This window comes from Dethiosulfovibrio peptidovorans DSM 11002, from assembly GCF_000172975.1.
In the GTDB taxonomy this organism is placed as follows: domain Bacteria; phylum Synergistota; class Synergistia; order Synergistales; family Dethiosulfovibrionaceae; genus Dethiosulfovibrio; species Dethiosulfovibrio peptidovorans.
Genome location: NZ_ABTR02000001.1, coordinates 622,676 through 643,580 on the forward strand (window position 1 = coordinate 622,676; position 20,905 = coordinate 643,580).

Annotated in this window: 21 protein-coding genes; 2 read left to right on the plus strand and 19 right to left on the minus strand. The window is 56.9% G+C overall.

All coding sequences use genetic code 11. The annotated features are described in order from the left end of the window. Positions 1 to 24 precede the first annotated feature (24 nt). From pgsW (DPEP_RS03155) to DPEP_RS03235, 19 genes are all read right to left on the minus strand, one after another. On the minus strand, positions 25 to 1,011 hold the full coding sequence (pgsW, locus tag DPEP_RS03155) for a poly-gamma-glutamate system protein (protein WP_005659504.1): 987 nt from the start codon (positions 1,009 to 1,011) through the stop codon (positions 25 to 27). Between the two features lie 7 nt (positions 1,012 to 1,018). Further along, positions 1,019 to 2,590 (minus strand): dipeptidase, encoded by a 1,572-nt coding sequence (locus DPEP_RS03160; RefSeq protein ID WP_005659506.1) that lies wholly within the window; start codon positions 2,588 to 2,590, stop codon positions 1,019 to 1,021. Between the two features lie 111 nt (positions 2,591 to 2,701). Continuing rightward, a complete protein-coding gene (locus tag DPEP_RS03165; protein ID WP_005659508.1) occupies positions 2,702 to 3,904 on the minus strand; it encodes a M14 family metallopeptidase in 1,203 nt (400 codons plus the stop codon). 10 nt (positions 3,905 to 3,914) lie between these two features. Then, positions 3,915 to 4,091, minus strand: coding sequence for a hypothetical protein (locus DPEP_RS13360; protein ID WP_005659511.1), 177 nt, complete (start codon positions 4,089 to 4,091; stop codon positions 3,915 to 3,917). A 13-nt stretch (positions 4,092 to 4,104) separates the two neighbouring features. Beyond that, positions 4,105 to 5,400 carry a transporter permease gene (locus tag DPEP_RS03170; protein WP_040382918.1) on the minus strand — a complete coding sequence of 432 codons (1,296 nt, stop codon included), beginning with the start codon at positions 5,398 to 5,400 and terminating at the stop codon, positions 4,105 to 4,107. 24 nt (positions 5,401 to 5,424) lie between these two features. Next, positions 5,425 to 6,018 (minus strand): DUF6305 family protein, encoded by a 594-nt coding sequence (locus DPEP_RS03175; protein ID WP_005659514.1) that lies wholly within the window; start codon positions 6,016 to 6,018, stop codon positions 5,425 to 5,427. Between the two features lie 222 nt (positions 6,019 to 6,240). Then, entirely contained in the window at positions 6,241 to 7,308 is a 1,068-nt protein-coding gene (pgsW, locus tag DPEP_RS03180) for a poly-gamma-glutamate system protein (RefSeq protein ID WP_005659516.1), read from the minus strand. Then, positions 7,305 to 7,742: a poly-gamma-glutamate biosynthesis protein PgsC/CapC gene (locus DPEP_RS03185; RefSeq protein WP_005659519.1), complete on the minus strand. Its 438-nt coding sequence runs from the start codon at positions 7,740 to 7,742 to the stop codon at positions 7,305 to 7,307. The genes pgsW (DPEP_RS03180) and DPEP_RS03185 overlap by 4 nt, the downstream gene beginning before the upstream one ends. Continuing rightward, entirely contained in the window at positions 7,742 to 8,722 is a 981-nt protein-coding gene (locus DPEP_RS03190; protein ID WP_005659520.1) for a Mur ligase family protein, read from the minus strand. The genes DPEP_RS03185 and DPEP_RS03190 overlap by 1 nt, the downstream gene beginning before the upstream one ends. Positions 8,723 to 8,733: 11 nt before the next feature. Continuing rightward, positions 8,734 to 8,922: an HD-GYP domain-containing protein gene (locus tag DPEP_RS03195; RefSeq protein WP_005659522.1), complete on the minus strand. Its 189-nt coding sequence runs from the start codon at positions 8,920 to 8,922 to the stop codon at positions 8,734 to 8,736. 187 nt (positions 8,923 to 9,109) lie between these two features. Then, complete coding sequence (locus DPEP_RS03200) at positions 9,110 to 9,457, minus strand: hypothetical protein (protein ID WP_005659525.1); 348 nt, start codon at positions 9,455 to 9,457, stop codon at positions 9,110 to 9,112. Continuing rightward, positions 9,454 to 11,331, minus strand: a complete 1,878-nt coding sequence (locus tag DPEP_RS03205) for a histidine kinase dimerization/phosphoacceptor domain -containing protein (RefSeq protein WP_005659527.1) — start codon at positions 11,329 to 11,331, stop codon at positions 9,454 to 9,456. The genes DPEP_RS03200 and DPEP_RS03205 overlap by 4 nt, the downstream gene beginning before the upstream one ends. Before the next feature lie 116 nt (positions 11,332 to 11,447). Next, positions 11,448 to 13,145, minus strand: coding sequence for a gamma-glutamyltransferase (gene ggt / locus DPEP_RS03210; protein ID WP_005659531.1), 1,698 nt, complete (start codon positions 13,143 to 13,145; stop codon positions 11,448 to 11,450). Between the two features lie 24 nt (positions 13,146 to 13,169). Beyond that, positions 13,170 to 14,321, minus strand: coding sequence for a succinylglutamate desuccinylase/aspartoacylase family protein (locus tag DPEP_RS03215; protein WP_005659533.1), 1,152 nt, complete (start codon positions 14,319 to 14,321; stop codon positions 13,170 to 13,172). A gap of 12 nt (positions 14,322 to 14,333) precedes the next feature. Beyond that, positions 14,334 to 14,480, minus strand: coding sequence for a hypothetical protein (locus DPEP_RS13200; RefSeq protein ID WP_005659535.1), 147 nt, complete (start codon positions 14,478 to 14,480; stop codon positions 14,334 to 14,336). A 13-nt stretch (positions 14,481 to 14,493) separates the two neighbouring features. Beyond that, the gene (locus tag DPEP_RS03220) at positions 14,494 to 15,780 is read right to left on the minus strand and encodes a TRAP transporter large permease subunit (RefSeq protein ID WP_005659537.1); all 1,287 of its coding nucleotides are present in this window, start codon (positions 15,778 to 15,780) and stop codon (positions 14,494 to 14,496) included. Between the two features lie 13 nt (positions 15,781 to 15,793). Further along, positions 15,794 to 16,345, minus strand: coding sequence for a DUF6305 family protein (locus tag DPEP_RS03225; protein ID WP_005659539.1), 552 nt, complete (start codon positions 16,343 to 16,345; stop codon positions 15,794 to 15,796). A gap of 117 nt (positions 16,346 to 16,462) precedes the next feature. Then, positions 16,463 to 17,086, minus strand: a complete 624-nt coding sequence (locus tag DPEP_RS03230) for a response regulator (RefSeq protein ID WP_005659541.1) — start codon at positions 17,084 to 17,086, stop codon at positions 16,463 to 16,465. Beyond that, positions 17,061 to 18,434: a sensor histidine kinase gene (locus DPEP_RS03235; RefSeq protein WP_050771285.1), complete on the minus strand. Its 1,374-nt coding sequence runs from the start codon at positions 18,432 to 18,434 to the stop codon at positions 17,061 to 17,063. Before DPEP_RS03235 ends, DPEP_RS03230 begins: the two co-directional genes overlap by 26 nt. 160 nt (positions 18,435 to 18,594) lie before the next feature. Between DPEP_RS03235 and DPEP_RS03240 the strand changes: the two genes are divergently transcribed. Both DPEP_RS03240 and DPEP_RS03245 read left to right on the plus strand, forming a co-directional pair. Further along, on the plus strand, positions 18,595 to 19,434 hold the full coding sequence (locus DPEP_RS03240; RefSeq protein WP_005659546.1) for a MurR/RpiR family transcriptional regulator: 840 nt from the start codon (positions 18,595 to 18,597) through the stop codon (positions 19,432 to 19,434). A gap of 31 nt (positions 19,435 to 19,465) precedes the next feature. Continuing rightward, positions 19,466 to 20,806, plus strand: a complete 1,341-nt coding sequence (locus DPEP_RS03245) for an aspartate aminotransferase family protein (protein ID WP_005659548.1) — start codon at positions 19,466 to 19,468, stop codon at positions 20,804 to 20,806. Positions 20,807 to 20,905 lie beyond the last annotated feature (99 nt).

Genomic DNA, 20,905 nt, shown 5'->3' on the forward strand with positions numbered 1-20,905 from the left:
CTCAGGGGCATTATATCACGTGGGCTACCTCCGAGAAAATCGTTGATTCCGCCAGTTCAGGGGGTTATCGCCGTAGGGAATGGACCATCGATCGCACAGATCCCTCACGCAGAGAAGATGGATCACAGGAACTCCGCTACGTAGAAAACGGGAAAGCAGCCCCTCCGATGGCATGGATTCGAAGGGCTTCGACGTCGTCCCGCCAGGGAAGGAAGCCGATTGGTCCGAGTCACCGAATGTCACCGAGGCCCCCCCGACCCCTACGAAACATCCTATTTCACCGTCGGCGGCCTCGTCGTAAAGGGCCATCCTGACCTCGACACTCTTATCGAGGGACTCCTCGTAGATAAATCTCTCCTCCGATCCAAGTCTCAGGGCCTCGTCCAAGGACAGATCACGCCACTCCGGAAACAGAGGGGCATCGTATCTGTCGTCGTCTCCTCCCAGGGAGAACCCCAAAAGCTCGAAATCCAAAGAACCTCTGTCCTCCAGGAGCTTGACCATGTCCACAACGTTGAAGCCGACCCGGTTGGCCCCGTACATCGACGACCCCAGAGAGCAGATCAGAAGAGAGCGGAACCCCATTGCGTCGCAGGCGGACAGCACCGCCACCAGCAACCCCGGGAAAGAGCCGCTGGCTCCTATCGCCACGGAGTCACCCCTTTTCAACCCCATACGGCGAAATTCTCCTACCAGAGCCGCGGCGAAAAGGGGGTTCGACGAGGCTGTCTTGTCCTCCAGATGGCCCAGAGTGGTCGTGAGAGGGGTAAACTCCTCTCCTATCACTCCGATTCCGTATGGATCCAGGTCGGGGGACGCCACGATCCCCAATGCCTCTCTCTCGGACCTCAGGATCCTCAGGGAGTTCTCCATCGTTATCGAGGCGGCGATACCTTCGTCGCATCCCCATGAAAACGACCTCGGCAGGAGCGTGCTTCCCATAAGACAGCAGCATAACAGGACGCTACGATAAAGGCCCCCCTTAAGGGGGGCCTTCAATAGATCGATCACGGCAGAGCTATCTCTCGAGAGGTCCGTAACCGATGAAATCGTTCCACCACTGGGGATAGCCGGTGATCTTGAAGTTCCTGTAGCCCAGGGCGTAGTTACCCAGAAGGTGGTCGCCCAGCTTCAGCCAGGTACGGTTCCAGTCAACTGCCCTGTCGTAGGCGAAGCGGGTCAGCTGGTCGATGGCCTGGTTCTTCTTGCCCTGTCTCCAGAGCTTGGCCGCGTCCTTCTGTACCGCGTAGGTCTCGGTGAACTGCTCCCTCATCTTGGGATCCCTGAGGGCGTAGATCTCCTTGATGGCCTCGCAGTAGCGAAGTGTGGTCATCTCCTGGACGTAGGTGTTGACCCACCAACCGGAGTCGCGGCGGAAGTCCTCGTAACGGGATCCGACCTCGTAGAACTTGGGAAGCTTCCTCATGATCGGCCAAAGAGGGGTAAGGTAGGTCGTGTCGGGAGCGCCGTATCCGAACCAGCTGATGCCCTTGATCGGTGCGGGAAGCTTTGGATCAACCTCTCCGATGTGTACATAGCAGGTTCTGTGCATGTTGATGGATCTCTCCCAGGCACCCTCACCCTTGTTGGCGATTCTGATGGGGTTGCCCCAGGGTCCGGCGGCAGGTCCCTCGGTGAGGTCGTAATCGGTGCCCTCGTAGTAATCTCCCTTGATCTTGAAGATGTCCCAGGTGGAGAGCTTCTTATCGGGCTTCACGAAGAGGGGATAGTTATGCTCCTTGGGACTCTGCTTGAGAGAGGGAGCTACCAGTTCCTGGGCCCTCCAGACCCGCCTGGTGGAGTAGAGCCTGTCGTGATAGGGAGCGTAGACCTGGGCGGGGCTGAAACTCTTCCAGTTTACGTTGCCGTCTATCCAGCCCTTGTTGACGCCGTAGGAGACGATATTGGGAGAGTGCATGACGTTCTCCTTGTCGGTCAGGTCGATATCCCTGAGCCTGGCCCTGTTGGCCGCCACGAAGAACATATCGTCGGGCATGCGGACGGCGCACCAGAGGTCGCGGCCGTAAAATTCGGCGATCCAAACCTCGTCTCCATCGGTGATGTTGATGGTCTCTCCGCTGCCAGCCCAACCGAACTCCTCGACCAGGTCTCCCATGATCTTGACGGCCTCACGGGCGGTAGCGGCCCGCTCCAGGGCTATGTCCTGAGCCAGCCAACAGTCGATGATGCCGTCGCTGTCCTTCACCAGGTCCTTCTTTATCTCCTCGTTATCGGTTCCGAAGGTGGACTCGCCCATGGCGACGCCCATCTCGTTCATGAAGGAGTAACGACTCTTGAAGTAACGATAGGTATGGCTGGCCTGGGGCATCTCCCCCATGACGTCGCCGGGCTCGTAACCGTGATCGTTCATTATCAGCTTGCGAACCGATCCTTCCGGCCAATCCTTCTCCTCTATGATCCATAGTTTGAAGTTGGCACTGGTGGAATCGTCGTTATGGGTGATGATGGAAGTTCCGTTCACGGTGGCGTTCTTGCCGACTGCGACCACCGTACAGGCCGAGGCGACCAAGGCCATGGCCATTACCAGGCACAGCGCGACAGCAAAAGATGCCAGTTTCTTGTTCCTCATCGCTCACACTCCTTTATATAAATCCGGTTATCTCTACAAAAACTCTAGCCTTCTAGCCGCTATTTCAGCTTTCTCGACGGACCACCTCCGTTCATCCCGACTTTTAGAAACTCAGTTCCAGAAGACCCTAGTACTGTGGGCCTTTGTCGGGTCATGGAGATAATAGCCGATGCCGTTCTCCATGAGACCGTCGAACTCGGGCCACTGAAGCTGTATCTCCTTCTCGGGGAAAAAGTCGTTCATCTGACGGATCAGCTCGGCTATGGAGGACAGATGTCGCCCTACACGATATTTCATGGGGCTGCCGAACTCTATATCGTATTCGGGAACACAGTACAGAAGGCCATGCTCCGAGGCGGTCTGGAGGAACTCGTCCTTACCCTCCATCATTAGCTCCTCGGTTATCTTACCGGCCACCCGATCTATGAAGGGTTCCATTGTCTCCATCAGGACGGCCAGGACCCCCTCATATCCCTGCTCGGGGACGGGGGAGAAGTCTCCGACCTCCCTGTGAGAGAGCCCTCTCAAGCTCTTGGGGCTGGCCTCGCATTTCATCGGGAAGGTGGTGGCACTTAGCTCCATGGCCGCCATCATGGCAACGTCCAGAGCCCTGTCGTGGGCCACGTAGGTGCTAACCACCGGATACATCAGCGACGCCTCGTGGGTATCGCAGTACAGGTCGGCCTTTTCCTTCCTTATCAGCTCCATGATGGCGTAGGCCAGCTGTTCCGTCAGGTTACCGTCGGGACGACCGGGATATGTCCTGTTGAGGTTTCTGGCGTCTGTGTACGCCAGATTCTGCTTGGACGGATAGTGGACGTAGGTGAAGGGATCGGGCCACTGGTCCAGAGGATCGGTGGATCGATCTCCTATACGGTAGGCCCTGGGGCCGTGTTCGGTCTGCACATGTAGAAACTTGGGATAGGCGTTACCCAGCATGCCCACCTTGGAGGCGCTCAGGTTGGCGTGGGGAATTATGAACACCCTTCCCTTGGAGACGGAGATATTCTCCATGGCCACATAGGCCGCTAGCATGGTGGCAGGTTCGTAGGGATGGGTCCCCCCTAAAAAGACCAGGGTCCCACCTGGCACGCCCGAGTCGAACAGATAGACCGGCGTGTCCACTCCCGTTCCTTTTATGCCCTCGAAATAATCGCTGAGCATCACCTTCTCGGTGAAGGCCTCCGACACGACCACGGGTTCCTTGAAGTTCCGAAGCTCCATGAACTCCTTAGCGCCCAAAAAAGCGATAACCGCAACTACAGCCAGTACCGCTAGCTTTCTCTTTACCCCTGGGATCTCTCTTCTCTTCATCAAAACCACCTTACTTTATGTGAAGGACCCTGAGGACGAAGGGTATAAGGGTATAGGCATATACCACATCGTATATCAGGCTGGTCCTGGTCTTCCTGAAGAAGAGATTCCTTAGAAGCAGGAGTCCGAAAAAGGCGACTATAACGTAGTAGATCTGATGGATAACCTGGTTCAGCACCGTCGTCATGATCTTCTCCTCCTCACCGGATCACTAAAAACTTGAACGCGTTGGCGTTGATCAACATAAACAATGCGACCAGCCCCATGAACAGGGCCGGGACGAAAATTCCCTTGAGGAAGGACATATAGCTGCCCTCATAGCCCGACACCTCTATAGCCACCCTGCCGGATATCCTAGAGGGAGGAAGACAGTCTCCCAGAGGGAACATCAGGCTCAGGGCCGTCGCCACTATGGTCACGTCGAAGCCGACGGAGTTGAAGAGGAATATCATAGGAGTTCCCAGTATTATGGCGCTCCCGTAGCTAAGCGACCCCTGAGCCATCGGCAGCACGAAAAGGGCCGTCAGATATATGAAGATGGTCGGAAGGGTAACGAAGGTTATGGCTATAAGCCCTCTGACCCCGGTGGCGGTCATTATGTTGACCAGTACCCCTACGCTGATGACCGTGGCCAACAGAGGAAAGACCTGCTCCATCGTCTCCAGGACGGTATTTCCCCATTCTCCGACTGAACGCTTGATCGGAGAGCAAAGCACGGCCACTCCCGCGGAGATAAGAAAGTTGAGAGGTAACCCAACGGTGGGAACGCTGAAGGCCATGTACTTGGACAGAAGGACTATCACCAAAAAGGTGAGCATCGGAGCTAGTATACGGAACCAGTTCATGCCTTCCGGAGGAATCGGAAGTTCCTCCAGGATCTTCTCCTTGGGCTCGGGCTCCCCTCCCCTCAGCAGATAGACCACGGTGAAGACGGTGATCACCAGGATGGGGGCCAGAAGGGGAACGGAGAATCCTACGTAGGGCATGTTGGCCTGAGCGGCCATCAACATGGCCCAGAGGTTTATGGGAGGCGCCGCCGCCGCCAACATGGACGTGACGTATATGAAGGCAGTGGTCCTGACCGACGTGATACCCATGTACCGTAGGACCGTGGCGATCATGCCTCCCACGACGAACATCGATACGCTTCCCGCACCGGTGAGAGCGCCGGGGATCAGCATTATCACAGCCAGTATGGAAAAGAGCATCCACTTGCGATGGTAGAAACGCTCCACCATCTTGCGAATCAGGGCGTTCATGGCCCCGGTGGCGGAGTACATGTTGATGAAGACCGAGGCGGTGATGAAGATGAGCCCCACGTCGAAATAGGTGAAGGTCCCCTCCACGAGAAGCCTGACGGGAAACCACAGCCGCCCCGCCAGGGCACCGGCTATGGCTGTGATGACCATGGAGATCTCCGGCGACTTGAGCTTCCAGCTACAAAGGGCGAAGACCACCGCCATCACCGCCAGGACCATGGAAGTCTCGGCGTACATAGACAAAATCGACTTCCTCCTCGGCTACTTCGAGTACATATCCTTGACCACGTCCATAAAGTCGATGGTCTCGTCTATGATGGTCAGGGGAGCTCCGTTGGCCTCGGCCAGATCGGTAAAACGTCCGTCCCAGTCGCTGTCGTTCTTGACTATGAAACCCTGGGCATAGGGGGCTACGACGTCGATGGAACGTTCGTCGGCGCTGCCGGGCTTGCCTCTCCTGGCCTTACCCTCTATATGGGCAGCTATGACCTGGATCCCCTCTTTCTTGCAGGTCTCCATTATGGCTCCAAGCCTGTCGATCTCGTCGTCGATTGTGATCCCAGAGGCTCCGAGCCCCTTAGCGGACGAACCGATCATCACGAGCACCGTCTTATAACCACCGGATAGGATGTCCTCCGGCGTGGGCTCGGCATTGTAGGTCATGTCCTTCACAGCCTTGGACCGGCTGACAAGAAGCCGCCCCATCTTGCCTCCCGGTCCCTGACCGGCGTTGGTTATCAGAAGGGGCTCATCGCCCTTTAAAGGCGCGTCGCCGGTGACCGCCGCCATGGCGGAACCGACGAAAAACGAAAACAACGAAACGAGAACAGCTAGCACCACGGTGTTTCTTCTCATAAAAAATCGACCTCCCCAAAAAGATAGAAGAAAAAAACTTCTCTCACTACTTATTTAGAGTATCCCTTTTCACCCTATGAGGTCAACGATACACATTTGTTTTTTCAGAACAAAAAGGCAGGTTTATGCCGCCAACCGACAATAACAGATACATAAACAAAAATCAGAAGGCTCCTCAATGAAAAAAGGAATCCCTCTGATTTCATGGCCTAGCCTATTAAGTTATATTTTGTTCCCAAGAGTTTCGCCTCCATGGGAAAATCTTGAGAAGAACAGGGCCGCTCCGAGATAGACCGCCACTCCCGCTAGAGAGAGAAAGATAGACCGTCTCCCTACGTTACCTCTTACAGGCTCGGAGTCGAATGGAACCCCCTCCGCCAGGGCCAAGTCCCTAAGGTTGAGGAGATGGATAACGGTATACCCCTCCTTCAGAGACCTGCCTATAACCCCGTCACCTCCATGGGCTCCGGGCTTGGAGATGCCCGGAGGAAGTGACAGGACCGCCGGATCGTCTCCCATATTGGCGCTTGATCCCCCTATGGATACCACCACTTTGGGTTTCACCCGACCGATGAAGTCCATCTTCCAGTCGACGACCTCTTCCTTGGAGGACAAGGACAGCACGGGGACACCGGCTTTCATCGCAGCGGACGTCATTATGTCGATCCCCTCGGGGGAGATTCCCGATCCCACCTCGCCACCCCCTCCCAGGGTATAGCAGTAGGCTCTCGTGCTGAGGAATCCTCTTTTTCTGAGCACCTTCGCCATGGTGGGCCAAGGTGCCTTGGGATCGTTGCATCCCCAGGTGGAGGACCCAAGGGAGACCACCAGATGTACGTCCAGGTCGTAGAACTCCGACGCCATCAGCATGTTCAACAACAAGCCCGGGAAAGAGGAAGAAGACATTATCACCACCGGATCCCCCGCCGAAAGCCCCATAGATCGAAACCATCGAAGAAAGATGACTGCCCAATCGGGATGGCAGGCGGTCCTCTTGGAAGGGAGGCTGCCGAGGGTCGTAGACAGAGGACTCCACTCCAGGCCTATGAGCCCTAGGTTCCATGGATCGTCGGTGATGGAAGGAAAGGACCCGATGGAGCGCCGCCAGTCGGCCACCGACGTCTCCGCCTCTCTCACGCCGAACCAAAGCCGCTCCTCATCCATAGAAAGCCCGTCGCCTCCGACAAGATATATCAAGGCCATGACTCCTGTAAGCATAAGCAGAGACAGTATGCGACGACGGGAGCGTCTTCTGAGTCTGTCCCTGTATTCTCCGAGATCGAAGGTCACGACAGATAGCCTCCTATCGCAGCTACCACGGAGAAGCCCATGGATGTAGCGAAGGCGGCGGAGAAGGAGGATGTCAGGGTAACAAGAGGTCCCTGCCTCTGAAAATCGGCTGCCATCAACCCAGGAACCGCCCAGCCCAACCACAGGGCTCCCGGATCGGAAAAACCTCCCAGAATCATCTTTACCAGAAGAGCCACCGCCATGGAGAGGGCGATTCTCTGTCGACCGTAGATGACGAAGACCCTGGAGAGACTCTCCATGATGGTCCAGACGACGAAGGCCGCCGTCAGAGCCCATAATATCCTTACCGGGCTCCCCAAAGACATGGCCAGCACTCCGGGAGTTATAACCCCGCCGCAGGAGAGTCCGGTCCTCTCGTAAAAGTACATGCCTAGCAGGATCCCGATCAACAGGAGCCAAAGAGAGCTTTCCATCAAGACATCCTCTCAAGAATAATTTTGGCGTCCAACGGCAGGCCGTGGACGACATTGCCGCATCCGAAGACCAACCCAGCCCGTGACACCAGGGCTATAAGGTCCTCAGGCCTGTCGAGACCGACATAACGGGCTCCTCCACTTCGGAAAAAAGGCCTGTCCCCTATCACTATCCGGTCCTTCCAGCTCTCTTTCTCGATCCAGGGGGCGAACACCCTGAGACGGTTGCCCCTGTCCCTTCGATGGTTGAAGAGTACCGTGACGTCCTCTCTCCTCCATCCCAGAGAGTAGAAAAGCGACTCGCTCGACACCACGTCATTGGCGGAAAAGGCGAAGGCCAGCTTTCCCCCTCCCGCGTCCAGCACGGAGAAATCGGCAATATCAGGAAGGAGAGACTTTATCCCCTCCGTCACCTCCGGGCCCACGACCCCCGAAATACGACAGGCCTCCAGAGCCAAGGCTTCGTTGGAGACCCGATAGGATCGCGGCTCCGGAAGCTCCGGAACTACGGTGATCATACACCCCTTATTCTTCAACAAGGCCCGAACGAGAGGCCTATCCGCCTCCGCCCCAAGTAGGACCCTGCCGCCACCAGGGATCCCCTTACATAGGGCGACCGAGGCGGAATCCTCGTCGTTTCCCCAAGCGTCCTGGTGATCCGGTCTGACGTTTGTCAAGACGGTCAAAGTCGGATCGAGCCATAGGGAGGCGAGGTGCTGAAGGTCGGGAGATACAGCGCTGTTCTCCATAACGACCGCCTCGGCGTCCGACGGCATAGCATTTATCCACCATTTCATCTCTCTGACGTGAGCTCCGGAAGATCGATATATGGGCAGCTCCCCTCGAAGCGTGAGCGTCCTCGGTATCACTCCCGTTATCCTACCGTAGGCCTCGATCCCACCGGACACCAGGGCCCTGTGGATAAGTCGAACAACCGAGCTTTTGCCCCGGCTTCCTGTAACCAATATTCTTATGTTCACTCTATCAGTCCTTAATCCTGTCGTATATGTCGGCCAAGGCCACTATCCTGCCGCAGAGGGGGGATATCCTCGCCCTTAAGACCTCTAGGATAACCCGATCCGTCCCATTTTTCGTGATGGGTCGTGGCTATCTGTCTAGCCATCTCCAGCCACTCCGAATCGCCGAGTATATCGACGGCGTAGTCGGGATGACGGCGCATCTCGTCAAACTCCTCGTCGGTCAGAGGCCCCGGCTGGGACGGCCCCCTACTATGGCGACCAACCCGGCGAACTCACAGGAAAAACACTTTTTCAGATTGGAGACCATCACAGTAGCGATCGCGTCCAACGAGGCGGAGGAAAAACACCTCGGGAGAGGCGAATTCGACGAAATCCAAGCTATGACAATCATCTGGAAAACGAAAGACACCGACTATGGACGCAGAGATCCTGGGGATTGTCGCCGAACCAAAAGACCTCCAGCCTCTCGATAAGTCTGGCCATCTGCTCCGTCTCGTAGGGGAAGTCCTCCCTCGTGCGGAAGAACCCGTCGTCCCTGCCGGACAGGACCGGGGTGGAGGCTATGGTCGACAACACCGGGACCTTCAAGCCTCCGTTTGCGATCTCCGCAGCGGCTATGGCCTCCGGTATCACGGCGTAAGGCACCACGTTGTAGGCCACACCTATCCGCACCACCGGATGGAGGTAGCAGTAGACGAACCAGAAAAAGACGGCCGAGGTCCCCCTCCTCCTCACCGTCGACCACCCTCTTTCATCTCTCCGGCTCCCCTCTTGAACGGAAAGGACACCTCGAACGACATCCCCCGATCGGACAAGACGACCAGTCCCCCCCCTATCTGCCTTACCAGACCTCTGACGACGGTAAGCCCCAGGCTGTCCTCTTTATCCAGATCGTCGCAGCCGACGCCGTCGTCGGAGACGATCAAAGACACATTTCCGTTCTCGGACCTGAAGTCGACCTTTACCGTGCCACTTTCCCTGCCGGAAAAAGCGTGTTTGTAGGCGTTGGTGACCAGCTCGTTCACTATCAGACCGCAGGGTATGGCCACATCGACGTGGAGCCTGGTGTCGTCCGCCTCGACCTCTAAAGAGATATCCCGGCCATCTCCGTAGGTAGAGGAGATGATCCCGGTCAGTTCATCCAGATAATCGGCGAACTTTATATCGGAGAACTGAGAGTTTCTGTAGAGAAGCTCGTGGACGTAAGCCATGGCGAGCACTCTGCTTCGGCTTTCCAGAAAGGCGCTCACCACCGTGGGGTCGTCCGACCTGGACGCCTGTAGGCTCATCAGGCTCGAGACCACCTGAAGATTATTCTTGACCCTGTGATGAACCTCCTGCAACAGGATGTCCTTATCGTGCAGGGACGACTTCAACTCTCTATCCGCTATGACGAAATCGGTCCGATCCTCCACCATGGCCAACAAAATCGAAGGAGCCCCTTCGTCGTCGGTTATGGGCACCCTGGTCACTCGGAAGAAACGGGCGGTCAAACCGTCGGGTCCCGCAACATCGTAGGAAAGATCGGTCACCACCGGTCTGCCGGTCTCGAAGGCCTTACGGTCGTCCCGCACCATTATGTCTGCCAGTTCCGATGGGAACAGATCCCCTTCTGTCATGCCCAGGGCCTCCTCGGCGGGGATCTCCAGTACCTGGGAAAGCTTCGAATTCCATATGACGTAGGCCCCACCTACAGATAGGTCCTTGGCCGTGACCCCCACCGGCAGGTTATCGACGAGGGTGGACAGGAAGGCACCCTGAGAGAGAAGCTGTTCCTCCACCATTCTCTGAGAGGAGATGTCTCTTATGATCCCCAGGACGGAGATGACCTTGCTGTCGTCTGGCCCCCTCTCGGGCAGGAGGCGGACCTCCACCGTACCCCCCTCGAGCAGGGGGACCTCCATGACCTCTTGGTCTCCCTTTTGAAACACCCTCATAAGATTTTCCCTCGAAAGGGCGATACAGAGGCTTGAAAGCCCCGAGTCCTCCGGGGTCCGTCCCAAAGCCTCTCCCGGATCCACCCCCAACAGGGAACGCACGGCACCGGAGATGGAGCGAAAACGCCCGTCCGGACCTATTCTGAAGACCATGTCGGGCAACCCCTCCGCCAGAGATCGAAATTCCCTTTCGCTGGCCTCTATCCTCCTCGTGGCGGCCCGGATCTCCTCGGTCCTCCTGCGTACCTGCTCCTCCAGATATTCGGCCTCCTGTACCAGAGACTCCTGGGCTATCTTCAAATTAAGATGGGCCTCCACCCTTAGCAAAAGCTCCTGAGAGAAGAATGGCTTTACCACATAGTCTACAGCCCCCAGGGAGAGCCCTTTTATCCTGCTTTCCATATCGTTGATGGAGGACACGAACATAACAGGTATATGCCTCAGGGCTTGATCCGATTTTAGAACCCTGCAGACGTCGAAACCGGACATGCCGGGCATCTGAACGTCCATCAGGAACAGGTCAGGGGGCTCCCGTTCCGCAAGAGCCAGACAGGACGGACCGTCCAAAGCGACCGAGACCCGACATATAGGCGACAGAAGTTCCACCATCAGGTCCAGAAAAGCTCTGGAATCGTCTACTACCATGACAAGACTCTGAGATATGTCCTTCATCGGATCTCCTCCAAAGGGGATTTGATCATTAGATTATAGGGGATACCGCTAGGGATAACAAAGAAGGGGATGGGACGGAAAAACCGTCCCATCCCCTGTGGAGGAAGAAATACAGATCAGTAACCCACCACGTCGCCGTCCCTGCGGGAGTCGGCTCCTCCTATGAGGGTCGATTTATCGGGGTCGAAACATATCCCCTGAGCCCCTCCGAAATAGAGGTCGAACTCGTCCTTTACCTTTATCTTATGTCCTCTGAGCTTCAGGACATCCAGGGTACTCTGGGGAATTCGAGACTCCAGCTGAAGAACGTCCGGCTTGGTCCCGATGGCCCGGCAGGTAAACCTGGGAGCCTCTATGGCCTCGTCCATGGTCATGCCGAAATCCACTACATTGGTCATTATCTGAGCCACCGAGGTTATGATCCTCCAGGCTCCGGGAGTTCCCAATGCCATGAAAGGTCTACCTTGAGGATCGACCACTATGGTCGGACTCATGGAGGAAAGAGGCCTCTTCCCCGGCTCGGGAGCGTTTACGCTCTTCGGATTGGAGGAAAAATCGTCCATCTCGTCGTTGTAGACGAACCCGAACTCCGGATCGATCATGCTGGCTCCGAAGAAATAGTTGACCGTCTGGGTCATGGAGACTATGTTCCCCGACACATCCGCCACGGAGACGTGGGTAGTGGACCAGTGCTCGTCTACGGAGGGGTCGCTCTTGGGCACCTCCTGCATTGCTTTGTTCTCGTCTATCCTCTCCGCCAGGGTCTTGGCGTACTTCTTGGACTCAAGCATACCGTAGGGGATGTTTACGAAAGACGGGTCACCGAGGAAGTTACCCCTGTCCGAAAAGGCCATCTTGAAGGCCTCAGCCATGGTATGGATCGTTCTGGGAGAGTTGTGCCCCCAGTCGGAGAGGGGGAAGTTCTCCAGTATGTTAAGTATCTCGACCAGGGTTATACCTCCGGAAGAAGGAGGACACATGGAATAGATCCTGTAGTCCCTGTAGGTCCCCTCGGAGGGGAGTCTCAGCACCGGCTGATAGCGCTGAAGATCGTTCATGGTCATGATACCGCCCTGGTTGCGGATGTTGTCCACCATGGAACGGCCGATGGGGCCGTTGTAGAAGGCGTTCTTTCCATCCTTCGCTATCAGGCGGAAGGCCTTGGCCAGCTTGGGCTGCTTCACTATGGAGCCCGCCTCCAGGGGAAGACCGTCCTTGAGGAAGGGGTTGTCCTTCTCCGGAGTGAACTTGGACAGATCGCCGAAGTGACTTTCCACAGCTCCCGCAGTTGTCGGAGAAAGTGGGACCCCCTGTTCGGCGAGTCTTATGGCGGGCTCTATCACCTCGGCCAGGGTCATCGTTCCGTAGAGATCCAAAGCCATCTGATAGCCTGCCAGGGTTCCGGGAACTCCGACCGCCAGAGGACCGTAGGCGCTAATCTTGTCCGCCTTGGCCTTCTCCGAGGAATACATATCCTTCGTGGCCCCGGAAGGAGCCTCCTCGCGGTAGTCCAGAGCGACGACCTTTCCGGTGTCGGCCATCCGGATCACCATGAAACCGCCTCCGCCTATGCCGGAAGCGTTGGGCTCCACAACGTTGAGAGCCAAACCCGTCGCCACGGCGGCGTCCACAGCGTTTCCGCCCTTCTTCAGTATCTCGACTCCCGCCTCAGCGGCTAACCTGTTGGCGGCGGCCACCATTCCCTTGGAAGCGGTTACATCCTTCACCTCGTGAGATCCGGCTCCGAAAGCGACTCCCACCGAGACCGTCACGACCGCCACAGCGGTCGCCAAACCAATTATTCTTCTCCTCACTTCTTTCCCTCCTCGTTTTTCTCTCTACTTCCCGTCGAACCGATCGTCCGATAGGGGCAACAGGAAAGCTCCTATACCGCTCTCTATCATTTCCTCGTAAGAGGGGATGTTCTCCACCTCTACGGCTCCGCCCTCTTTGACGTCCCCGAGCATCTCCACGAAAAGCTTTATGGCCTCCACGTGTCTGGCGGTCCTCAGGTCCAGAGGCTGATCCCCCTCGTAAGGGATGAACAGCCTTCCCAGCTCCGCCGCCTTCAGGTAGGCCTTATCCTCACCGGTCAGCACCAGGGCCTCGTCGGTTCGACCTCTGAGTCGTCCCTGACTTGGGTTGCCCGACTCCATGAGTATGGCCATAGTGTCGGTGTTGTCGCCCCACTCTCTGTGGCTGAGGCCTCTGAAGTTGACCGGCGAAGGCTCGAGCCTCATGGGGACACCTCCCATCTCCAGCTCCATTGACACCATGGCAGCCAGCTCCATGGCCCTGTCGTGAGCCACTATCGCGTTGACCACCGGGTACTCCGGAGATGCCTCGTGAAGGTCGAAGGCCAGGTCCACCTTCTCCTCCCTGAGCAGCTGAATCACCGCATATGCAACCTGCTGGGTCAGGGCATCGTCCTTCACCCCCGGATAGGCCCTGTTGAGATTGCTCTTGGAGCTTCCCGCCAACTGTTGCCCCGACTGAGCGTGTATGTATATGTCCGGATCGGGCCACTGATAGACCGGGTTGCTCGCCCTGGAGCCGTAACGGAACCAACGGGTCCCTCCCGGAACGTCCAGATGAAAATACTGAGGCGACGCCTCCTGAGGCGAGTTGTGTCCCATGGCCGTCATGTTGGCGAAGGGTATCACTAGGAGCTTACCCTTGGTAACCCGAGCTCTCTCGAGGTATATGATCGCCGTCATAGTACCGGCCGGTTCGTTGGGATGGGTTCCTCCCATGATCATCACAGTACCTCCAGGAACTCCGCTGTCCTGAACGTAGACGGGGGTATCCGCCGGGGTCCCCTCGAGTGGCTCGAACCAGTCGGAGAGCATCCTCTTTACGAACCCCTCGGAGGGCTTCACTGGATCGGGCTCTCTCATCGCCAGAAAACTTTGGGCCGACAGGAAAGAGAGGACGCAAACCGCCACCAGCAGGGCTACCGCCGTAGCGGCATTTCCCTTAAAAGTCTTCACGGTCACACCTCCCTACTTGACCAAAAGGAAACGGAGCACCAAGGGGACGAGCACCATGGCGGCTGTCACCTGCTTCCAGAAGGAGCGCTCTCTGAACATACAACGAACCACGAGAGCCATCACGAACAGGACTATAGCTCTGTATATCAAGGTCATCATCCGGCTCCACCTCCTAGAAAATCAACTTCGCCAGAGGCTCGGCCATCAGTATTACGGCTATGCCCCATCCGGCTGTGAGGACCGCGGGGAACATACAGTGCCGCAGTACCTTGAAGTAATTGTCCTCCCCTACCACCTGGGCGGCGAATATACCGGCCAAGGCCGTGGGGGGCATCAGGTCGCCCAAAGACGCCACCAGGCTGAGGGCGGAGGCCACCACTATCTCGTTTTGCCCGAGCAGGGCGAGCAGGAAAGGCACTCCCAGTACCGAGGCGGATCCGAAGGACGAGACCGCACCGAAAAGTGGCATGGACGTCGCTATACCCAGATAGAGGGTCCATGAAGGCAAAGCCAGGGCCGAGACGACGACGAAACCTCTCACACCGGTCAGGGTCATTATCTGTATGAACATACCGACCCCCATAAGTATTCCCATGACTGGAAGGGCCTCGTCGACCGCCTCCGTCACGGTTTCCAGTGGGTTCCATCTGGACCCGGAAAGCAGTCCCGCCGCGGAGGCCAGAAGAAAATCGAGGGGCATGCCCAAAGACGGCCATATATGGGGAAACATCCTCTCTCCCCCCAACAGGACCACCAGCACCACCACTGGCAGGAAGAGCCTCGGCGTCAGAACGACCCCGCTCATTCTGGCCAGTTCGGCGTCCAGTGCGGCCTCGTCTCGCTCTTTCCTGACGTAGGGGTATATGAGCAGAAGGGAACAGACCACCGCCAGAGGGAGAGTGCATATCAACAGAGGGAAACCGAAACCCACGTAGGGGATATCGACTCCGGCCCCTATTATCATGGCCGGTATGCTTATGGGAGGGGCTATCATCCCGAACAGAGCTCCCATGGATATGGCCGCGGCGGTCTTCACCACCGGAACCCCCAGTTTTATCAATACCGGAGCCACCAGAGCACCGGTCGTAAGGACCGCCGCGGTGGACGATCCGGTTATCATGCCAGGGACCATTATGAGAAACATTATCCCCAGACTCAGAAAGACCGGATAGTTCCTGAATCGCCTTATGACCCAGGCGGCCACCGAGTCGAGTAGACCTATACGCTGCACCACCTTCATGAAGATCATGGCGGTGGCTATTATCAGTATGGTATCTATGTAGCCGAACTCTCCCTCGATCAGGTGCCTTATGGGAACGCCGTTTCCAGACGCCAGAGCTCCGGATATGGCCGCCAAGGCCATGGCGACGGCTATGGGGAGCTTCCAGGCGAAGGCGGAAAAGGCGAAAACCCCTATCATCAGGAGGGTGTATATTCCCTCCGGCCAAAACCACGACATAGCGTAGATCTACCTACAGGATTTCCCAGGAAGCGAGGATCTTCTCCAGAGGAGCCTTGGTCCCTCTGACGTTGGGGACGACCTCGGGCTCCACCGGTTTATCTCCGAGAAGACTCTCGAAAAGACCATCCTGATCCGCCCCGTCCACCAGGATCAGGCCGTCCGAATATGGCACGGCGGCGGAGATGAACAGATCGGACAAGGTCCCTCTGCGCCCCGGGCCTCCGACGTGCATGACCAACACCTTGACTCCGTCGGCCTTCGCCTTGTCCAGCAGGGCCTCGGCTCTAGCCACCTCCTGATCCTTGTCGATTCCGGCGGCTCCCAGTCCCTTGGAGCTACCACCCACCACCGCTATGAGTACCTTGTGATCCGACAGATCATCGGCCTTCATTAGAGGATCGTAATCGGGCTTGACGCTCAAGGACTTGAGCACTACCTTGACCATCATGGCATCCGGGCTCTGTCCCACCGAGGTCAGGGCGACGTCCGCCGCCGAAGCGAAGGACACGGTAGTCACGATCACCATGAAAGCCGCCGCAAGACCTATAAGATATCTTTTCATCTCATTACCTCCTCGAAAATATGAAAAAACTGTAAGGCAGCGAGATCTGAAATTCCTCCCGCTGCCCTACAGTTTAAGCTCGAATATCCAAGGAATCCATATTTTCTATCTTTTTTATCACGGCAACCCTCCGCGGTAGTAGCTTCTGGGACGGCCGCTTCTTCCGTCCTCCTGACGACGCACCTTTTTGATCTGTCCCTTTCTAACCAGGTACTCCAGATACCTATTGGCGGTGGGATAGGAGACCCCCGTCAGATCTGCCACCTCCGAGGCGGACAGATAGACCCCCTCCGATAAAAGCGAATCGTAGATTTTACGGGCGGTTTCCTCCGAGATTCCTCTGTCCCCTCCCTCCCACCGTCCGGCCCTCCTGTAACGGGAGAGCTCCCTATGAAGGCCTATCCTGGCGGAGAAATCGGCCAGTCGAATCGGTTTGCAGACAAAATCGTCCGCTCCCGCTATGATCAGCTCCCGGGCGACATCCGGTCGCTCCTCCACGGTAAGGGCCATGAGCACCACCGACGAGGAGAGCTTTCTGGCCCTTCGTATAACCTCTAGTCCACTCATTATCGGCATATGAAAATCCACCAACAGTACGTCGACAGTGTCGTCTGAGACCCAGTTCAGAGCGGTCTCGGGATCGTCGGAGGTCCTCATGGACCACCCCAAAGAGGAAGCCATAACCTCCAGCGTGTAGAGGACTTCCCTATCGTCGTCAACCGCGCCCAGATAAAGGCTCATATTTTCCACTCCTATCCTCGAAAGGCGGGGCGCTCAGCTCGACCGAGGCTCCGCCGTCCGGACCGCTCCCCAACTCGAACTTCCAACCGTGAGAATCGGTCACATCTTTCACGAAAGCCAGTCCTAGGCCGGACGATCCCCACCGGGATCCCCCCTTGTCGATATCGTCTCCGAACCCCGGACCGTTATCCCTGACGAAAAGGACGATATTCCCGTCCCGACTCTCCGAGACTCCGAGGAAGATCCTGGGATCCGAACGCCCTACCGTCGCCCTGTGGGAGTTGTCCAGCAGATTCACCACAGCCCGGGAAAACCTTATTAGATTGACCCTTATAGAACGGTTCCTCAACTCCTCCGGTATCTCCAGACGCAAAGCCGACGACCACTCCAGCGGCCTTATCTGGGAAAGCGAGTAATCCAACAGATCCGACACCGACACGACCTGTACCGCCGTGGGATCTTTTATCTCCGATATCATCTGGTTCATCCTGGAGGCCGCCCCCTGAATCCTGTCGGAGTGGCGAACCGCCGTGGGATCCGTCGAAGTCTGGGATATCACGTCCGACAATCCCATCACCGCCGTCAGAGGCCTCTTCAGATCGTGGACCAGATACTGCATCTCTCGATAGACCCGGCTCTCGGTCTGATCCTGCCTGAGCCTGGACAGCTCTCTTTCCCTTTTTCTCAACAGCCTGAGCTGGGCCAACCTCTTCTCATAGCCGACGAAAAGCTCCGTTATTACCAAGGCCATGGCGAAACTGAAAACGAAGGACATCGTTCCGACCACGTCGAGCACCACGTCCCTGTCCATCAGTGTAGCCACCTCCTTGATCGCCAGACTGAGCTCGCCCCATCCGAAACCGTAGTCGGTCAGCTTGGGAATGACATCGAGCCACTGCATCGACAGGACCAACGCCCCCAAAACTATCGTCCTGTTTCCCGGCCTCACAACATCCCGACTCAGATACTGGACCATGGCCACGCTGATCAGCGCCATCACGGCGGGGCCTCCGAAGTGGGGAACCGAGGGCATTCGAAAGGCCCACGCCGCCACGTAGGAACCGGGGATTCCCAGCAGAGGTATCCATCGGCCGGGACCGAAATTATCTAAGTCTCTGAAACACTGTCCCAGCAGAAACCATCCTGTGTAGAGCATAAAGGCCCTGACCGCGTTGGTCCCCACCAAGACAGTGGCTGAGACCAGAAGAAAACCGCTGTCCAGAAGCCTAACCGATCTGTCCAACGTGGACAGGACCGCCCTTATGGGCCAATCGACGAAATGGGACAAAACCCAGGCAAAGAGCAACCCGGAGGCCCACAACACCAAGGCCGGCCTTCTCTCCGACAATACCATCACCCCTTCGAATCAAGGGTACAGCACTACGACCCCCAATGGAAGTTTTTACTTATTTGACAGGACAAAACTTTCAGGCTAGGATGACTAAAGACGGAAATCCTGCAAGAAATAACTTATATGATTTTTTTCAACTACGAAAGGGGCGAAAGCCTTGCTCAAAGAGAAGATAATCGCCGGGATGAAGGACTTCTCCACCACTCAAGCCAAGGTGGCCCGTTTCATACTGGAGAACCCCAGGGAGGCCCCGTTCATGACGGCAAACCAGATGGCGGAGTCGGTGGACACCAGCGAATCGTCGGTAATACGGTTCGCATCCATGCTCGGCTATTCCGGCTATCCCGAGCTGAAGGAGGCAATGAAGAGTCTTTTGCTGGACCAGATGACCACCATAGAGAGAATGGCCGTCTACGACGACGACCCGAGGGAATCGCCCTGTCACAGAATAATGACTCTGGACATGCTGGACCTGGGAGAATCACAGACCAACCTGAACCCCCAGGGCATCCGTTCCTGGGCCTCGGAGGTACTCGAGGCCCCCGCCATCTACATGGCTGCCCAGAGAAGCTCCCTCGCTCTGGCGGGATACCTTTCCTTCTACCTCAGCTGGTTCCATCCCTCGGTGCACCAGCTGAACGACACCCTCATAAGAGAACAAATGACCACGGCGCCTAAGGGCAGCATGATGATAGGGATAAGCTTCCCCAGATATTCCAGATGGACCGTAGATGCCATGAAGCTGGGCCGATCTCTGGGACTGACCCTGACGGCTATAAGCGACAGCCCCCATAACCCGATGACGGAGGCCGACCCGGAACACGTGTTGACCGCTCCGTGCAGGCATATTTCCTTCATCGACTCTCTGACCGCTCCGATGAGCCTGATGAACTGTCTGATCATGGCGGTCGCGGACGAGATGGGCGATGAAGCCAAGAAAAGGCTCCAGGAACTGGAAGAACTCTGGACAGAAAACCCGGTCTATACGGTCAAGTGAACCGTAAAACTATCAGGAGGTGTGAAGGGGAATGGATTTCGGCAAATTGATACCCAGGAGCTACAAAAACGAGCTCAGAAAGGCGGTACGAGGCGAGGGAATATACCTTTACGACGAGGACGGCAGGGAGTTTATCGACGGATGTAGCGGAGCCCTTATCTCCAGCCTGGGACACGGCAACAAAGAGGTGGCGAAGGCCGTATACGATCAGCTCGTTAAGCTGGAGTTCGCCCATCCCTCCAGGTGGAGAAACGACGCCACCCTTGAGGCGGCGGAAGAAGTGGCGTCCATAGCTCCCGGAGATCTGAAGAACGTCTGGTTCGTCAGCGGAGGCAGCGAGGCCATAGAGTCGGCCCTCAAGATCGCCAGACAGTATTTCGTCGAAAGAGACGGCAAGGGATCCGGCAAGACCACTTTCATAGCTCGTTGGAACTCATACCACGGTTCCACCATAGGGACCATGGGACTGGCCGGAAGCATGCCTCGCCGGAGGGACTTCACACCCCTTTTCCAGGAGACGCCGAAGATCCAGCCCCACTACTGCTACAGATGTCCCTACGGACAGACCTATCCGTCCTGCGATTTGAGGTGCGCCAGATCCCTGGAGAACGAGATACTCCGCCTGGGACCGGAAAGGGTACTGGCCTTCGTGGCCGAACCGGTGGTGGGTTCCACGGTGGGAGGGCTCCATCCTCCGGTGGAATACTGGCCCATCGTCAGGGAGATCTGCACCAAATACGACGTACTGCTCATCGCCGACGAGGTCATGACCGGAATAGGCCGCACAGGCAAGGCCTTCTGCGTGAACCACTGGGACGTGATTCCCGACATCATATGCTCCGCCAAGGCCATGGCCAGCGGCTACTCCCCCGCCGGTGCCATATTGGTCAGCCAAAAACTGGTAGACGTATTGAAGGGAGGCTCCGGAGCCTTCCAGCACGGGCATACATACAACGCCAACCCCGCCACGGCCGCGGCGGTGACGGCAACCCTTCGGATAATGAAGCGGGACGGATTATTCGAGAACGCCGCCGCCAGAGGCGAGGAACTCATGAAGGGGCTGAGGGAACTCATGGACATTCCCATAGTGGGAGAGGTCCGAGGCATGGGGCTCATGAGAGGTGTAGAGATAGTGGCGGACAAGGCCACCAAGGCTCCGTTCCCGGCGAAGACCAAGGCCGCCGCCGTGGTCACATCCTGCTGCATGGACCACGGCCTGGTCGTATACCCCGGAACGGGGATGATCAGCGGAGTGGCGGGAGATCAGTTCCTGGTGGCCCCTCCTCTGATAGTCACGTCGGAGCAGATAGGGGAAATACTTGCCAGACTCCGCAGCGGCTTGGAGGATGCAGTAAAAAAACTTAACGGTTAGATATCGCCAACCAACGCACGGGAGGTGGTCGAAAAAACGGGCATGGAGAACCGACGGTAACGAGAGAGGAAACATTTCCCTAAATCCGAGAGGAGGAGA

Bases quoted from the DNA above. Each gene is read 5' to 3' on its own strand.
- DPEP_RS13360 (WP_005659511.1), bottom strand. From the start codon at position 4,091: ATGACGACGGTGCTGAACCAGGTTATCCATCAGATCTACTACGTTATA.
- DPEP_RS03220 (WP_005659537.1), bottom strand. From the start codon at position 15,780: ATGTCGTGGTTTTGGCCGGAGGGAATATACACCCTCCTGATGATAGGG.
- DPEP_RS03185 (WP_005659519.1), bottom strand. From the start codon at position 7,742: ATGGAAAGCTCTCTTTGGCTCCTGTTGATCGGGATCCTGCTAGGCATG.
- DPEP_RS03230 (WP_005659541.1), bottom strand. From the start codon at position 17,086: ATGAGCCTTTATCTGGGCGCGGTTGACGACGATAGGGAAGTCCTCTAC.
- DPEP_RS03205 (WP_005659527.1), bottom strand. From the start codon at position 11,331: ATGAAGGACATATCTCAGAGTCTTGTCATGGTAGTAGACGATTCCAGA.
- DPEP_RS03170 (WP_040382918.1), bottom strand. From the start codon at position 5,400: ATGTACGCCGAGACTTCCATGGTCCTGGCGGTGATGGCGGTGGTCTTC.
- DPEP_RS03175 (WP_005659514.1), bottom strand. From the start codon at position 6,018: ATGAGAAGAAACACCGTGGTGCTAGCTGTTCTCGTTTCGTTGTTTTCG.
- DPEP_RS03165 (WP_005659508.1), bottom strand. From the start codon at position 3,904: ATGAAGAGAAGAGAGATCCCAGGGGTAAAGAGAAAGCTAGCGGTACTG.
- DPEP_RS03245 (WP_005659548.1), top strand. From the start codon at position 19,466: ATGGATTTCGGCAAATTGATACCCAGGAGCTACAAAAACGAGCTCAGA.
- DPEP_RS03195 (WP_005659522.1), bottom strand. From the start codon at position 8,922: ATGCGCCGTCATCCCGACTACGCCGTCGATATACTCGGCGATTCGGAG.
- DPEP_RS03160 (WP_005659506.1), bottom strand. From the start codon at position 2,590: ATGAGGAACAAGAAACTGGCATCTTTTGCTGTCGCGCTGTGCCTGGTA.
- DPEP_RS13200 (WP_005659535.1), bottom strand. From the start codon at position 14,480: ATGATGACCTTGATATACAGAGCTATAGTCCTGTTCGTGATGGCTCTC.
- DPEP_RS03225 (WP_005659539.1), bottom strand. From the start codon at position 16,345: ATGAAAAGATATCTTATAGGTCTTGCGGCGGCTTTCATGGTGATCGTG.